General features: G+C 48.4%; 14 protein-coding genes. 11 read left to right on the top strand and 3 right to left on the bottom strand.

Annotated features, from left to right (window positions below):
- Window positions 1–60 precede the first annotated feature (60 nt).
- Entirely contained in the window at window positions 61–756 is a 696-nt protein-coding gene (gene flgA / locus TOL_RS12530; protein WP_015487712.1) for a flagellar basal body P-ring formation chaperone FlgA, read from the bottom strand.
- A 122-nt stretch (window positions 757–878) separates the two neighbouring features.
- On the opposite strand from flgA, the gene TOL_RS12525 reads away from it, so the two are divergent.
- The 10 genes from TOL_RS12525 (at window position 879) to TOL_RS12480 (ending at window position 11,664) form a co-directional block, all read left to right on the top strand.
- Window positions 879–1,808, top strand: a complete 930-nt coding sequence (locus TOL_RS12525; protein WP_015487711.1) for a chemotaxis protein CheV — start codon at window positions 879–881, stop codon at window positions 1,806–1,808.
- 27 nt (window positions 1,809–1,835) lie between these two features.
- Window positions 1,836–2,654: a CheR family methyltransferase gene (locus TOL_RS12520; protein WP_015487710.1), complete on the top strand. Its 819-nt coding sequence runs from the start codon at window positions 1,836–1,838 to the stop codon at window positions 2,652–2,654.
- Window positions 2,655–2,833: 179 nt separating this feature from the next.
- A complete protein-coding gene (gene flgB / locus TOL_RS12515; protein ID WP_015487709.1) occupies window positions 2,834–3,241 on the top strand; it encodes a flagellar basal body rod protein FlgB in 408 nt (135 codons plus the stop codon).
- Between the two features lie 2 nt (window positions 3,242–3,243).
- A complete protein-coding gene (gene flgC / locus TOL_RS12510) occupies window positions 3,244–3,693 on the top strand; it encodes a flagellar basal body rod protein FlgC (RefSeq protein WP_015487708.1) in 450 nt (149 codons plus the stop codon).
- Between the two features lie 10 nt (window positions 3,694–3,703).
- Window positions 3,704–4,492 carry a flagellar hook assembly protein FlgD gene (locus TOL_RS12505; protein WP_015487707.1) on the top strand — a complete coding sequence of 263 codons (789 nt, stop codon included), beginning with the start codon at window positions 3,704–3,706 and terminating at the stop codon, window positions 4,490–4,492.
- Window positions 4,493–4,513: 21 nt separating this feature from the next.
- On the top strand, window positions 4,514–8,134 hold the full coding sequence (locus tag TOL_RS12500; protein ID WP_015487706.1) for a flagellar hook-basal body complex protein: 3,621 nt from the start codon (window positions 4,514–4,516) through the stop codon (window positions 8,132–8,134).
- Between the two features lie 380 nt (window positions 8,135–8,514).
- Window positions 8,515–9,261, top strand: a complete 747-nt coding sequence (locus TOL_RS12495; RefSeq protein WP_015487704.1) for a flagellar basal body rod protein FlgF — start codon at window positions 8,515–8,517, stop codon at window positions 9,259–9,261.
- A gap of 13 nt (window positions 9,262–9,274) precedes the next feature.
- On the top strand, window positions 9,275–10,060 hold the full coding sequence (gene flgG / locus TOL_RS12490) for a flagellar basal-body rod protein FlgG (protein ID WP_015487703.1): 786 nt from the start codon (window positions 9,275–9,277) through the stop codon (window positions 10,058–10,060).
- 18 nt (window positions 10,061–10,078) lie between these two features.
- Window positions 10,079–10,756 carry a flagellar basal body L-ring protein FlgH gene (flgH, locus tag TOL_RS12485; RefSeq protein WP_015487702.1) on the top strand — a complete coding sequence of 226 codons (678 nt, stop codon included), beginning with the start codon at window positions 10,079–10,081 and terminating at the stop codon, window positions 10,754–10,756.
- 455 nt (window positions 10,757–11,211) lie between these two features.
- Complete coding sequence (locus TOL_RS12480) at window positions 11,212–11,664, top strand: REP-associated tyrosine transposase (protein WP_015487701.1); 453 nt, start codon at window positions 11,212–11,214, stop codon at window positions 11,662–11,664.
- Between the two features lie 431 nt (window positions 11,665–12,095).
- Here TOL_RS12480 and TOL_RS12475 read toward each other — a convergent pair whose 3' ends face one another.
- Complete coding sequence (locus TOL_RS12475) at window positions 12,096–12,398, bottom strand: hypothetical protein (RefSeq protein WP_015487699.1); 303 nt, start codon at window positions 12,396–12,398, stop codon at window positions 12,096–12,098.
- Complete coding sequence (locus tag TOL_RS12470; protein WP_015487698.1) at window positions 12,395–13,492, bottom strand: flagellar basal body P-ring protein FlgI; 1,098 nt, start codon at window positions 13,490–13,492, stop codon at window positions 12,395–12,397. Before TOL_RS12470 ends, TOL_RS12475 begins: the two co-directional genes overlap by 4 nt.
- Before the next feature lie 516 nt (window positions 13,493–14,008).
- Between TOL_RS12470 and flgJ the strand changes: the two genes are divergently transcribed.
- On the top strand, window positions 14,009–15,070 hold the full coding sequence (flgJ, locus tag TOL_RS12465) for a flagellar assembly peptidoglycan hydrolase FlgJ (RefSeq protein ID WP_015487697.1): 1,062 nt from the start codon (window positions 14,009–14,011) through the stop codon (window positions 15,068–15,070).
- Window positions 15,071–15,072: the final 2 nt, after the last annotated feature.

Below are 15,072 nucleotides of genomic sequence, written 5' to 3'. Positions count from 1 at the left end.
ACACTCCTGCATTGTGGTTATCGGCAGCCCATTATCGAACTTTAATATTTTTTTGAAAAATTAATCGATCTGTACTAAATCAGCGCCCAAGACCTCGGCTGATAGTATCTTTTGTGAACGGTCATTGCGCACACGGATATGCTCGCCCAAGTGGCCGTCCGTCAGCGCAGTGCCCGCCATCTCTATGCGAATTCCAGGGCGTTTCAGGCGAATCGTTACGGGTTGGCCACGAGAAATGATGTCCGCAGCCTCTATCATATCGGGGCTAATCACAGTGCCAGTGCGCAAACTGCGCTTAGCTTCAGAGCCAACAACATCTGTAAGCGTCAAATAAAAACCCTTACCTAGCTCGCCTGTATCATATCGAATCAGTGAAACGTGCTCTGGTTGAAGGATTTCACCGTTTTTTATCGGGTTTTGTAGCACAGCAACCTCGCGGTAGATATGCAGTTGTAGCGCTAAATTTTGTACCCAATAGGGGTCTGCACAGCGCAGCTCAATGCCATTACGGCCCGGTTGTAGCGGGCGCATCAGATCAATGGTGGGTTCTTCTCGGCAATCAGGTAAATCGTATTGCGGGCTAATACTCGGAAACGACACCTCGGCTTCTTGCTCTTCAGTCGTTAAGCTTTGCCATTGCGCCAATATCCGGGCGCCTAAAGCCTCGCGCCAATTGCTCTCATTGGCTGCCGTTTCTGCCAGCGCAGCGCCCACAGTTAGTCCGGATAGGAAAAATCCCACAAATATCCGGTGCATTTTCCGGTTCTCTACTATGCTCAAGATGTTACTGAATAAAGATGTCATGAATCTGGCGCTTTGCTGAATCTAATTAACTCTTCAGCAAAGGTCGTGCCGGATTACAAACCGGAGAGGCGTACATGGCAGGTGTCTTAGAATCCGTCAACCAACGAACCAAACTAGTCGGTGAAAACCGCCTAGAGTTGCTGTTGTTCCGGGTCAGCGGACGTCAGATCTACGGGATCAACGTTTTCAAGGTTAAGGAAGTATTGCAATGCCCCAAACTCACCGTGCTGCCAGGCAGCAATCCGGTAGTGAGAGGCGTGGCGCATATTCGTTCAGGCACCATACCCATTATGGATATGAGCTTGGCAACGGGTAATGCACCCTTGCAAGATATCCAAAATGCCTTCGTGATCATTACGGAATACAACGGTAAAACTCAAGGATTTTTGGTGGCTGGCGTAGAGCGCATCATCAACATGAACTGGGAATCCATTCATCCACCCCCAAAGGGCACAGGTCGTGAACATTACCTGACTGCGGTAACCGAGGTGGATAAAGTACTGGTAGAAATCATCGACGTAGAGAAAATTCTCGCCGAAGTTTCGCCGGTCAATGAAACCATACGAGACGGCATAATCGATGACGGCGTGAAGTCGCGCGCCAGCGCTCGCAAAGTACTGATTGTCGACGATTCTAAAATCGCTCGTAAGCAGGTGAGCCGATGTCTCGAAAATATCGGTGTTGAGGTGGTGGCCCTAAATGATGGCCGCCAAGCGTGGGAGCATGTGCAAGCGATTGCGGATAGTGGAGAGCGCCTGCAAGACCATTACATGATGTTAATCTCGGATATCGAGATGCCAGAAATGGATGGTTATACCCTCACAACACGTATTCGCAGCGATAGCCGTATGGCTGGGTTTTATATCGTACTGCACTCGTCATTGAGTGGTGTATTCAATAAAGCCATGGTTGAAAAAGTAGGGGCCGACGATTTTATTGCGAAGTTCGATCCCGACATTTTGGCTGAACAAGTCGTACGTCAGGTAAATGCTGGTTCCCAGTGAGTGACAGAATGCCCTGGAGCATTTCCAATGAGCGGTGATGAATATCGCCGCTTCCAACAGATGTTGGAAGCGGCGAGTGGAATACTACTTGGCGACGGCAAGGAATACCTTGTTACCAGTCGCTTGCGTAAGCTAATTACTGATCGGGCTTTTTCTGGTCTTGATGCCCTTATAGCTGCCAGTCAGCGCGACCCTAGCTTGATGAATCATGTTGTCGATGCCATGACAACAAACGAAACTTTATGGTTTCGTGATGAACATCCCTACAAAATTTTTCGTGAACGAATGTTGCCCGAAATCGCCGCTAACGGTCGTTCGGTGCGTATTTGGTCAGCGGCTTGTTCTACAGGGCAAGAGCCTTATTCGTTGCGTATGGAAATTGAAGAATATCGCAAACGAAATCCCGGCAAGCTCAATCAAACGATCTCCATACTAGCAACCGACATATCCTCATCGGCGTTGGCGGTGGCTAAGGAAGGGCAGTATCCACATATCGCGATTCGTCGTGGGATGACTGATCCAATGCTCAGTGCCTACTTTCAAAAAACGCATGATGATATCTGGACCATCAACAACCTTGTTCGCAAAGATATCGAATTCCGTGCTTTAAACTTACAAGACAGCTTTAACAGCCTTGGTAAGTTCGACATTATTTTTTGTCGCAATGTTCTTATTTATTTTTCACCCGAAACCAAAACCAACATTTTAAAGCGCATGCACGCCTTGCTGCCTGTTGGCGGTTATCTAATGCTAGGGGCCTCTGAGTCTCTGCACAATCTTCCCGATTATTATGAAATGGTCGCCTGCCATCCGGGCATCGTTTTCCGCGCTAAAGCCCTGTCTTAATTACCGGCGGTAAAGCGGCAATGTCTAGTAAATAGACCCTTGCCGCTCAAGGGAAAACCCTTGCCGCTAGCCCTCCTGATTCAACGTCGAAAACCAATAACCTATTGAAAAATAAGTAAAAAATAAGTTGGTACGGGGTTTGCTCATGTAATTACACAGTCACTAATCGAGAGTGCAACATGGGCTCAATTAACTTTACTAACGCACTAGGAATAAACAGCTCGGCGATGCAGCTTCGCGCAGCACGAGCCGAAGTGTTAGCCAACAACCTAGCCAACGCTGATACCCCAGGATACAAAGCACGAGACTTTGACTTCCAAGCGGTACTGGCCGGTCAAACGCGTAGTAAAGATCAACTTACCCTTGCCCGCACGCATCGTGGTCATATCGACAATAACGGCGCTACAGAAGGCGAAGATGGCGAGTTGTTGTATCGCACACCATCACAGCCATCCATCGACGGCAACACTGTTGATTCTCAGATAGAACAAGCTCTATTTGCTCGTAACAGCCTGAATTACAACGCCAGTTTTGAATTTTTAAACGGCAAGTTCAAAGGCATTAAAGGCGCGATTCGCGGAGAATAATTATGTCATTAACTAGCGTACTCGACATCGCCGGAACCGGCATGAATGCCCAATCAATTCGTTTGAACACCACGGCCAGTAACATCGCAAACGCCGAGAGTGCTTCAAGTTCAGTTGATGAAACCTACCGTGCTCGCAAGCCTTGGTTTGCCGTACTCGAAAAAGAGCAAAGCAACATTAACAGTCAAGACGAAGCCTTTATGCAAAGCGCAGAAGGCACTGGCGCGGGTGTACAGGTGATGGGCATCGTCGAAAAAGATTCCCCGTTGCAAATGCGCTTCCAGCCGAACCATCCAATGGCGAATGAAGACGGCTACGTCTACTACCCAAACGTTAACGTCGTCGAAGAAATGACCGACATGATGTCATCTTCGCGTAGTTATCAAATGAACATCGAAGTACTAAAAACAGCAAAACAAATGCTGCAACGTACATTAACTCTAGGACAGTAAGGAGCTGACCATGGCTATTAACGACGTAAGCTCCAGTGCCTCGGTCCTAGACCAATACCGGACGCCGACTACCACCGAAGAAAAAACCAACGAGCTAGGCCGCAATGCCTTCCTCGAATTGATGGTGGCACAGCTAAACAACCAAAACCCGTTAGAACCCACCGATAACCAAGCGTTTGTCGCTCAGTTAGCGCAGTTCTCTCAGGTTGAAGGATTGGATAATTTAAATACCACTGCCGAAAGCATGATGTCGCAGTTTACCTCCAATGCTGCGTTACAAGCGTCGAGCTTAGTGGGGCAGTCGGTCATCGTCGAAGGCAACACTACCGGCCTGCTGTTGAGTGGCGGAGTAGTGAGTGGCTATGCCGATGTTCCGGATAGCGCCGCCGATATGACGTTATCTATCGAAGACGAAAACGGCGTACTGCTAGAACAAATTCCACTGGGTAACCACGATGCAGGATCCATGTCCGTGCGTTGGGATGGTTACAACCTCATGGTGGATGGCGACATCGTCAATCTGGATCGCAGCAAGCTAAATGCGCCGCAATATTTAACCGATGAAAACGGCGATACCATCTTGGATAGCAACGGCGAACCGGTTCCTGCGGTTTATGCCGCTGGTGAATACAACTTCAAGTTGAACGCCACCATCGGCGGTGAAGCCGAAGAATTAGATATGCAAATGAGCTCACGGGTAGACAGCGTAACCATGAGCGCAGGCGGCAGTGTGACCCTCAATTTAACTGGGGGGCAACGCGCCAGCATGGATCAAATCAAACAGATTTTAGACGCTTAATTTAGGCACCGGAGAACAAACATGTCTTTTAATATTGGTTTAAGTGGAATTCGGGCTGCCTCAACGGATCTTGAGGTAACAGGTAATAACGTTGCCAACGCCAGCACCATTGGTTTTAAAGAATCCCGTGCTGAATTTGCCGACGTATATACCAGCACTTTATTAGGCACAGGTCTAAAGCCTGTGGGTAGCGGCGTTATGGTGGATAACGTTCGCCAACAATTTTCTCAAGGTAATATCAGCGGCACAGAAAACGCCCTCGATTTAGCCATCGATGGAAACGGCTTTTTCGTGCTTGAAGACCGCGGCAGTATTTCTTACACCCGTTCAGGTATCTTTTCTCTAGATAAAGACGGTTACGTCGTTGCCAACAATGGCTCGCGCTTGCAGGGTTACGACGCCAATGACAGCGGTGTAGTTAGTGGTGTTTTAGGCGATATTCAAATTCAAATCTCCAACCAAGCGCCACGGTTAACATCATTAGCATCGTCGATATTAAACCTCAATGCGGGTGCCTTAGTACTACAAGAACAAGGTTTGCAATTAGTATCAAATGGTTTGGCCATTGGTGCTGCTGATGCCGGTATTGCCGAATCAACGCGTTCTATTTTGTCGGCGGCAGGACAGCCAACAACCGCAGGCACACCAGCGACTATGCCATTTGCGACCGATCTTGCCACGGTTGCTGCCGGTGCCGGTTACGGTGCCATTACAATGGATATCGACGTTGGCGATGGTGCTGGTGCGCAAACCGTCACATTAACCGGCTTAGTTGGCCCAACTACAGTCAATGCCATTTTAAGCGACGTGCAAGCAGCGCTTGATGCCACCTTTGGTTCACAGCAGCTGACTGCCACCCAAGACACCACGACGGGTGCGTTAGTGATTCAACGTGCAGGCTACAATGCCACTAACGGTACTAGCTTTGCTGCCACCAACACCGCCGCATGGGATGCTGCATTTGGTGCAAACAGCGGTGTTATTGCCGGAACCCAAGGCAGCACTTTATTTGTTGGTTCAACGCCGATCACCGCGGATTTCACCAGTATTCCAGGTACATCGACCACCACGCGCACAACCGCAACACCAACACTGAATATTGTCTCTAGTGATGCTGGCCAATTTGCCCAATTAACGGCTGACAATAACTACAGCTCACTCGACGTTAGTGCTGGTGGCGGTAACGTATTAGCCTTCACCATTGCAGCAGAATCAGGCGGCACATACCCAATTAATTTGAGCCAAGCCGCTTGGCTTGGTGCTGCTCCCGTAAGCTACAACGCTGTTTCAATTACAGAAGCCGTCGCTGAAATTAATACCCAAATTACCGCCACCGCCGGTGCTGGTAACGAAGAAGTGATTGCGGTAGTTAATGGTGGGAAAATTGAATTTCAAACCCAAGCACCAGCAACCCAAGGCGACTTTGTACAAATCGCCGATAACGCGGTTAGCTCAGTGGGCTACAGCCTGACAAGCTTAGGTTTTTTATCGAATAACCGCTTCGATGGTGGTGTCGAACCTGTACTCGCTAACAACGAATTTGTGCTCGAAGTAACCAGCACATCCGGTAATGGTGGTGGCCCATTCACCATCACCATTCCACCGGCAAATTATGCCTCGCTGGATGCATTAGCGGTCGCCATTCAACAACAAATTGATGTGTATATTGGTGCTGGTGGCTTAGCAGGAAAAGTGACCGTCGATGCTGTGGGCGGACAGCTAGTATTTACCAATAGCAACGTCGGTGCGGGCGAAGGCGTTTCTATCTCAGGAACCATCGCCGAACCACAAGCGGCAGCTGAATTAGGATTAGACAGCCTATTTACCGTAACCGGCCAAAACGAAGTGGATCGCTCCAACAGCTTTCGTATTAACTTAACGGTACCTGCGCCGGATTCTGAAAATCGCAGCGGCTCGGTACTGATTTCTCTCGATGAAGAATATCGCTCAGTACAACAATTGGCTTCCAGTATTAACCGCCAATTAAATAGCCAAGATGCCGACAGTTATATTGGTATACAAGCATCCGCGGTAGAAATTGAACCGAATGTTGTACCGCCGCAATTCACTCTAAAATTGAGCGCAACTACCGAGGGTGAGGCATCCATTATTTCCATCACCAACATCTCTGCTAATGGTCCAGATATATCGGCAGCCGAATTGTTTGGGATTTTACAAGTCAATCCAGATGACTCCAGCCTACTGGTAACCGGTATTGAAGGTGTATCAAACGAATACCCAGAACAAACCGTTACCCTGATTGATCCAGATGGCGAAGAGACCGAAATTACCTTGCCATTGCACAGTGAAGGTAACGAAATTGTCTCAATATTTAACCAACAGCCGGGCGTTACCGCATCCGCATTAACCACCATGAATATTCCGCTATCGGGGTACAACAGCCCAGGTAACGACCTAAAATTAACCGTAAATGGCCAAGTATTAGAATCCACATCACTGGCAGACATTGCCGATGAAATTAATAACTACCGTGCCACAACGTTACCCGGATTTTCTGCTGAAATTAGTGAAAATGGCGACCTCGTGATTTACAACGAAATTGGCCGAGATATTAATGTCTCTATCGACAGCGCCGTTGTAACCGACTCCATCACCATTCAAGGCGCCGACAATACAGGACCAGTGGTATTAGGTGGTTCAGCCACAGCCGACGTCGCCGCAGCCATTGGTGGGCAGGTTACCTTTATTCTTAACGAAGGGTATATTCTTGCGAACCCAGACCCAGTTGTCTCCGGTATTTTTGGCGCACTGAGCGAAGATGAATTCACTCCATATGTACTGAATTCGTTCGATCCACTGGATCAAGATACCTACAACAACGCAACCTCAACCACAATTTATGACAGCTTGGGTAACTCCCACGTCATGACCCAATATTTCGTAAAAGAACCGTTAGATGCGACACGCCCTAACGAACAAAATATTTGGGCAATGTACGTGTTAATTGACGGGCAAAACGTCGGTGATCCTGATCCATCACTGCCATTCCCAGAAAACTTAGACCCAACTGCAGCGCGTTTCGAAATCTTCTTTAACCAAGACGGTACACTCGACGAAATTGCCACCGGCGACATCTTCATCACCAACTGGGACCCAGTTGACGAAAATGGCGATCCAACGGGTGCATTTACCTCAACCAACGTGTTGGAAGGCGGTATTCCACTAATTGATCCACCGGTTAACTCCAACTTCCAAATTTCGTTGGACGGCTCCACCCAATTCGGTAGCAGCTTCTCCGTTAACGAAGTGAACCAAAATGGTTATTCAACCGGCCGCTTAACCGGCCTTGAAATCGACCAAGAAGGGATTATCTTCGCCCGCTTCACCAACGGCCAAGCACAAACATTAGGGCAGGTAGCACTGGCTAACTTCCGTAACCCAGAAGGCTTAACGCCAGTAGGGGATACCGGCTGGGCAGAATCGTTTGAATCGGGCGTACCGACGGTTGGTTCTCCAAGAACTGCATCCTTCGGCCAGATTCGATCATCGGCACTTGAAGACTCTAACGTAGACCTTTCAGAAGAACTGGTTGGCCTGATTATCGCCCAGCGAAACTTCCAGGCCAGCGCCAAAACCATTGAAACAATGGACCAGGTGACCCAGACCATCCTGAATATTTAATAGAGGTTGAACGGTAGGAGGTACTCATTGAACGGTAGGAGGTACTCATTGAATTGTAGGAGGTACTCATGGAATTGTAGGAGGTACTCATTGAATTGTAGGAGGTACTCAGGGAGCGAAGCGAGCAGTGCCGATAATCGCGACTACGAACAAAAAACGTTCATTGAGTCGCTCCTACACAAAAAACGTTCGTTGAGTCGCTCCTACCGATACACCACAAGCGGCATACACTTGCCGCTTCCCCCATATCTTTTCCTCCTTTGACGCGATAAAAACCGTCGAAAAATCCCTATCTAATTGATTTAAAACACAAAAATACACTTGGCACGCCCTCTGCAATGTTCTTAATAACGCAATAACAAAGAACAACGGGGAACACCATGGATCGAGCGCTATACATCGCCATGTCGGGAGCCAAACAAAATACACTTGGCCAAGCCGCGCACGCTAACAACCTAGCGAACGCCAGCACCACAGGTTTTCGCTCCGACTACACCCAAAGCCGAGCTATGGGCGTCTATGGTGAACACTTCCCAACTCGCGCCTACGCCATGACCGAACGCCCAGCGTCTGATTTCCGTCAAGGCCCACTGGTAGAAACAGGCCGCGCCCAAGATGTCAGCATTGAAGGCCCAGGTTGGTTCGCCGTTGTCGGCCCCGACGGTAACGAAGCCTATACTCGCGCAGGCGATTTAAGTGTCGATCCCAACGGCAGGCTCATCACCGGCACCGGCCTACAACTTCTTGGCGATGGCGGCCCAGTCGTACTGCCAGAATACGAAAAAATAGAAATCAGTCGCGCGGGCATTGTCACCGTACAACCCACGGGCGAAGTCCCCGCAGCCGTCGCCGAACCCGTACAACTAAAACTCGTAAATCCAGACATGCAATTACTAGAAAAAGGTGAAGACGGCCTGTTTCGCTTTCGTGACCCAGCCGTCACCCAAGCCCCAGCCGACCCTAACATCACCCTAGTCAATGGCTTTATTGAAGGCAGCAACGTAAACGCCGTCACCGAATTAACCAGCTTAATCTCGCTCAATCGACAGTACGAAATGGAAGTGAAGCTAATGAAAAGCGCCGACGAAATAAGCGCAGCCACCACACAAATACTGTCGAATCAGTAATAGGAGCTAACCAATGTTAAATTCACTATGGGTAAGCAAAACCGGCCTCGAAGCACAAGACTTGGCACTCACAACAGTGTCGAACAACCTTGCCAACGTATCGACCACCGGCTTTAAAAAAGACCGCCCCGTATTTGAAGACTTGCTGTATCAAATTCAACGTCAACCGGGGGCTAACTCATCCGCCGATAGTCGTCTGCCATCTGGTCTACAACTCGGTACCGGTGTACGCACAGCTGGGACACAAAAAATCTTTACTACCGGCTCGCTGCAACTAACCGACCAACCGCTAGACATGGCCATTAACGGCCGCGGGTTTTTCCAAATTCAAATGCCCGACGGCAATATTGGCTACAGTCGCGACGGCACATTTCATATCAACGCCGACGGCACCATCGTTAACGTTAACGGCTACCCGCTAGAGCCACAGATAGACATCCCCGACCAAACCAACCAGCTCACCATTAGCAAAGATGGCATCGTACAAGCCACCTTATTTGGTGACCCAACACCGCAACAGCTAGGCCAAATAGAAACCGTCGACTTTATTAACCCCGCAGGCTTGCAAGCGGCTGGTGGCAACTTATTTCTTGAAACCGCCTCAAGCGGCGCACCACAAGGTGGAACGCCCAACAACGACGGCTTCGGCACCATTGAACAAGGCGCACTCGAAAACTCCAACGTCGAAGTAGTAGAAGAACTCGTGAAAATGATCACCGTTCAACGCGCCTACGAAATGAACTCAAAAGTCGTCTCCGCAGCCGATCAAATGCTGCAATTCCTGACGCAAAACGTATAACAGATTAGGAGGTGCCTTATGTGGCGCATCGCATCAATACTCGTTATTTTATTGCCAGCCTGCACATCCGTTCCCATGGAGCGCGACGTATTTCCTGACGACCCAGACTTCGCCCCTGTATCCGCGCAAAGCCTAGCGCCACCACCTAATGCTAACGGCTCGCTGTATCAGGCGCGCTACAGCCTAGGTTTATACACCGACCAGCAAGCCACCCGTGTCGGCGACATCATTACCGTGATATTCGACGAACAATATCAATCGAGTAAATCCGCCGCCACCAACGCCGACAAATCATCGACCAACGACCTCGCCGTACCGAGTTTAATGGGCACAGTGCCAGGATTTAAAAACCTAAATCTCGACACCAGCACCTCAGCCGACCGAAAATTCAGCGGCAAAGGCGAAGCTGACCGTTCGAATAGTTTAAGCGGCCAAATAACCGTATCCGTTGCCGAAATATTACCGAACGGAATATTAAGAATTCGCGGCGAAAAATGGTTAACCCTAAGCGAAGGCGAAGAATATATTCGCATCCAAGGACTCGTCCGCCCGGCAGACATCACCCCAGATAACACAGTCGCCTCCAGCAAAGTCGCCGACGCACGTATCTCATTTGGCGGACGTGGAGCGCTTAACAACTCCACCAAACAAGGCTGGGCCGACCGCATATTAACCTCACCGTGGTGGCCGTTTTAACGAATCGCGACTACGAACAAAAAGCGTTCGTTGAATCGCTCCTACAGAATATCGTTCATTGAACATGTAGGAGGTACTCAAGGTAAAACTGTAGGAGGTACTCAGGGAGCGAAGCGAGCAGTGCCGATGAGTATGAGTATTGATGATCTTCACAGATGACATCGCGACTACGAACAAAAAGCGTTCGTTGAATCGCTCCTACAGAATATCGTTCATTGAACATGTAGGAGGTACTCAAGGTAAAACTGTAGGAGGTACTCAGGGAGCGAAGCGAGCAGTGCCGATGAGTATGAGTATTGATGATCTTCACAGATGACATCGCGACTACGAACAAAAAGCATTCGTTCAATCGCTCCTACAAGAATAAATCATTACTCAATCTGCACGAACCTTCTTGAAATTGAATCACTATTAAATTAAAACGATGAATAGGGACATAAATTCAAGGATTGAATATGCTCAAAGGGCACTCTAATTTACGCAAAGGCCGATTTTCAGAGTCTGGCCGCATTTATCTTGTAACGGCCACGACCAACGACCGCACACCAATATTCTCTGATCCTAAATACGCAATTCCAACCTGTAGATTTTTTACTAAACCAACCTCATTATTAGGTAATTCACTATTAAGTTGGGTGTTAATGCCTGACCACATCCACTGGCTAATAGAACTCGGTGAGAATGGCGATCTCAGTAAAACCATACAGCTACTTAAATCAGGTTCTGCACGAATAATTCGAGAGCGTGGATTCGGGAATAAAGTATGGGCCCCCGCATTTCATGATCGAGCGATACGTAAAGACGAAGATCTTAAACAAGCAGCGCGATATATCGTAGCCAATCCGCTGAGGGCCGGCCTGGTGAAGCGACTCGGCGATTATCCTTACTGGGATGCCGTTTGGTTGTAATCACCCCAGCATCGCGACTACGAACAAAAAGCGTTCGTTGAATAGCTCCTACAGAACACCGTTCGTTGAATATGTAGGAGGTACTCAGGGCCAAACTGTAGAAGGTACTCAGGGCTAAACTGTAGGAGGTATTCAGGGCTAAACTGTAGGAGGTACTCAGGGAGCGAAGCGAGCAGTGCCGATGAGGATGAATATTGATGACCTTCACAGATCACATCGCGACTACGAACAAAAAGCGTTCGTTGAATCGCTCCTACAGAACACCGTTGGTTGAATATGTAGGAAGTACTCAGGGCCAAACTGTAGAAGGTACTCAAGGTAAAACTGTAGGAGGTACTCAGGGAGCGAAGCGAGCAGTGCCGATATTTGACCCAGCCAGAAAAAAACCACCGCAAGCGGTGGTCAAGGAGTGGAGCCCTCAGAAAATCGTTTTAGTGCTGCAATATTTGACGATAACGATTGAGCTTATTTTGCCCTTGGTTATGTTCGACAATTTGTTTTTGCTCGTCCTGCAGTTGTTCTAGTAAACCTTGCTCTTCTTGCAGTAAATCTTCTAAAAATACCTGTTGTTCGCTGGTTAAATTAATCAGGTCGTTTATTTCGGCAAACCATTCTTGCATTAGTTCATTACGTTTATTAATTCGTTCTTCTACGCCTTCTTTAACGCCTTGGCGAATTAATGAGCGCAGTTCCAGCGAGAGATTTTTTACCTGTACGAACAGATCTTTTTTCATATGACAATTAACTCCGCTTTAAGCGCACCGGCTTGTTTCATTGCTTCAAGTATAGCCATTAAATCACCAGGCGCTGCGCCAACTTCATTAACTGCTTTGACGATATCGTCCAGCGATACGCCTGGACCAAATTTAAACATGCGGCTGTCTGCGCCGTTGTCGATATTGATGTTGGTTTGAGGTACGACGACGGTTTCACCTTCGGCTAAGGCATTCGGCTGAGAGACAGCAAAATCTTCGGTAATAGTAACGGTTAAGCTACCGTGGGTGACGGCTACGGGCTCGATCATTACGTTTTGGCCAATCACGATGGTGCCGGTGCGCGAGTTAATAATAACTTTGGCGCGTTCTTTTCCGGTTTCTACCACTAGATTTTCAATAACGGATAAATAAGCAACGCGCTGGCTTGTATCTCGTGGGGCGCTTACACGAATTGAGGTAGCATCGAGTGCTTCTGCGGTATTTGGGCCAAGCATGTCATTAATTTTATCGACCAATGCACGCGCGGTGGTGAAATCGGGTTGGTCTAAATTAAAAATTAAACTATCGCCACGGGCGAAATTATTAGGTACGGCTTGTTCTACCGATGCGCCATTTGGAATTCGTCCTACGCTCGGCACGTTTATTTTAATACTCGATCCGTCGTTACCTTCAGCACCAAATCCGCCAACCACTAAATTACCCTGTGCAACGGCGTAGATATTGCCGTCTGCACCTTTGAGCGGTGTAAAGAGTAATGCACCACCGCGTAAGCTTTTAGCATTGCCTAATGATGCTACGGTGACGTCTACGCGTTGTCCGGGTTTTGCGAACGGTGGTAAATCGGCGGTAACCGACACAGCAGCAACGTTTTTAAGTTTTGGATCGGTGCCTACTGGTAAAGTGATGCCGAATTCACTCATCATATTGAGGAAGGTTTGAGTGGTGAACGGTGCTTTGTCACCGGTGCCGTCAAGGCCCACGACGAGGCCATAGCCGACGAGTTGATTGCTACGAACACCAGAGATGCTGGTGATGTCTTTGATTCGCTCTGCGTAGGCCGTTGAGGCTGTTAGCAGTACGAGCATGACTGATAATTGACGCCAGATTTTCATTTTTATACCTGTTTTATCGGCAACAGCGCCGTTTTTTCCTCAATTACAGGTATGTATGCAGAAGGTGTGCCTATTCCTTACGTGTATTACAGATTCAAACATACCGTCTTCCCGTAGGAGCGATTCAACGAACGTATTTTGTTAGTAGTCGCGATAAATCGGCACTGCTCGCTTCGCTCCCTGAGTACCTCCTACAGATATTCCTGAGTACCTCCTACAGATATTCCCGAGTACTTCCTACAGACGTTCCTGGGTATCATCCATACATTCAAAATATATTATCTTCCCGTAGGAGCGATTCAACGAACGTATTTTGTTCGTAGTCGCGATAAATCGGCACTGCTCGCTTCGCTCCCTGAGTGCCTCCTACAGATATTCCTGAGTATCATCTATACATTCAAAATATATTATCTTCCCGTAGGAGCGATTCAACGAACGTATTTTGTTCGTAGCCGCGAAACCATCTTCCTCAAACTTGGCAAACTCTTTGCAATCTCCATTACAAAGGAGATTGTTATGATCCAAACCCAAACCAACGCTGCTAATGTTTTTACCGATCTGAATGGCCTTCAGGGCATCCGTAAGCTCGGAAAAGAAGACAAAGGCGCGGCATTAATGGAAGTCGCGAAACAGTTCGAGTCGATGTTTATCGGCATGATGCTGTCGTCTATGCGTGACGCGGGTAAGGTATTTTCCGAAGACAACATGTTCTCGTCTCCAGAGTCTGATTTTTACCAAAATATGTACGACGATCAGATGTCTGTATCGCTGACAGCGGGGCAGGGCACGGGTTTGGCCGAGGTGATACACCGTCAGCTCATGGTTCAGTACGGTGAGAACGGCGAAGAAAAACCGCTCGATTTCTCTAAATTAAACGACCGTCGTCAGTCCACGTCATTGGCTTATGCAATTAAAAAAGTTGATGAAGAATTAGAGCAAATCAAAGAAGACAGCAGCGCAGCCGCCAGCGCAAATCAAGATGCGCCCAATAGCGAAAATACCACAGCAATCGTTGCTAGCGGCGTTGGCAGTAAGGGGCAACAGTTTGCCACGCCTGCGGAGTTCGTTGCCGCTTTGTATCCACTCGCAGAAAAAGTCGGCGGTGATTTAGGTGTTGATCCAAAAGCCATCGTAGCGCAAGCGGCGCTCGAAACTGGCTGGGGTAAGTACATGATTGCCGATGAACAAGGCAACACCAGCCATAACCTATTTGGTATTAAAGCCGATCCTCGTTGGGATGGCAGCAAAGTAGAAGTCACTACTCATGAATACCGTAACGGTGTTCGCGTAAACGAGCGCGCTGAATTCCGCTCATACGCCTCATTAGAAGAAGGCGTGCAAGATTACGCTAACTTCCTACGTTCGGCTTCACGTTATCAAGATGCCCTAGATCAACAATTATCGGCTGGCGAATACGGCCATGCATTACAACAATCCGGTTATGCGACCGACCCGCAGTATGGCGCAAAAATCGAACGAATTTCAGACAGTGAATTACTCAATACCGTGCTGAAACAAGCACTCAATAATTCGCCAACTGAAATTTCGTCCACCGCCACACCGTCGGCAGGAGAATAATC

Origin of the sequence: Thalassolituus oleivorans MIL-1, from assembly GCF_000355675.1 — a bacterium.
GTDB lineage: Bacteria > Pseudomonadota > Gammaproteobacteria > Pseudomonadales > Oceanobacteraceae > Thalassolituus > Thalassolituus oleivorans.
This window is presented reverse-complemented; position numbering and strand designations above follow the sequence as displayed.

Coding starts and splice junctions, on each gene's coding strand:
- TOL_RS12480 (WP_015487701.1), top strand. CDS start 11,212: ATGCTCAAAGGGCACTCTAATTTACGCAAAGGCCGATTTTCAGAGTCT.
- TOL_RS12495 (WP_015487704.1), top strand. CDS start 8,515: ATGGATCGAGCGCTATACATCGCCATGTCGGGAGCCAAACAAAATACA.
- flgC (WP_015487708.1), top strand. CDS start 3,244: ATGTCATTAACTAGCGTACTCGACATCGCCGGAACCGGCATGAATGCC.
- TOL_RS12475 (WP_015487699.1), bottom strand. CDS start 12,398: ATGAAAAAAGATCTGTTCGTACAGGTAAAAAATCTCTCGCTGGAACTG.
- TOL_RS12470 (WP_015487698.1), bottom strand. CDS start 13,492: ATGAAAATCTGGCGTCAATTATCAGTCATGCTCGTACTGCTAACAGCC.
- flgG (WP_015487703.1), top strand. CDS start 9,275: ATGTTAAATTCACTATGGGTAAGCAAAACCGGCCTCGAAGCACAAGAC.
- flgA (WP_015487712.1), bottom strand. CDS start 756: ATGCACCGGATATTTGTGGGATTTTTCCTATCCGGACTAACTGTGGGC.
- flgH (WP_015487702.1), top strand. CDS start 10,079: ATGTGGCGCATCGCATCAATACTCGTTATTTTATTGCCAGCCTGCACA.
- flgJ (WP_015487697.1), top strand. CDS start 14,009: ATGATCCAAACCCAAACCAACGCTGCTAATGTTTTTACCGATCTGAAT.
- flgB (WP_015487709.1), top strand. CDS start 2,834: ATGGGCTCAATTAACTTTACTAACGCACTAGGAATAAACAGCTCGGCG.
- TOL_RS12520 (WP_015487710.1), top strand. CDS start 1,836: ATGAGCGGTGATGAATATCGCCGCTTCCAACAGATGTTGGAAGCGGCG.
- TOL_RS12500 (WP_015487706.1), top strand. CDS start 4,514: ATGTCTTTTAATATTGGTTTAAGTGGAATTCGGGCTGCCTCAACGGAT.
- TOL_RS12525 (WP_015487711.1), top strand. CDS start 879: ATGGCAGGTGTCTTAGAATCCGTCAACCAACGAACCAAACTAGTCGGT.
- TOL_RS12505 (WP_015487707.1), top strand. CDS start 3,704: ATGGCTATTAACGACGTAAGCTCCAGTGCCTCGGTCCTAGACCAATAC.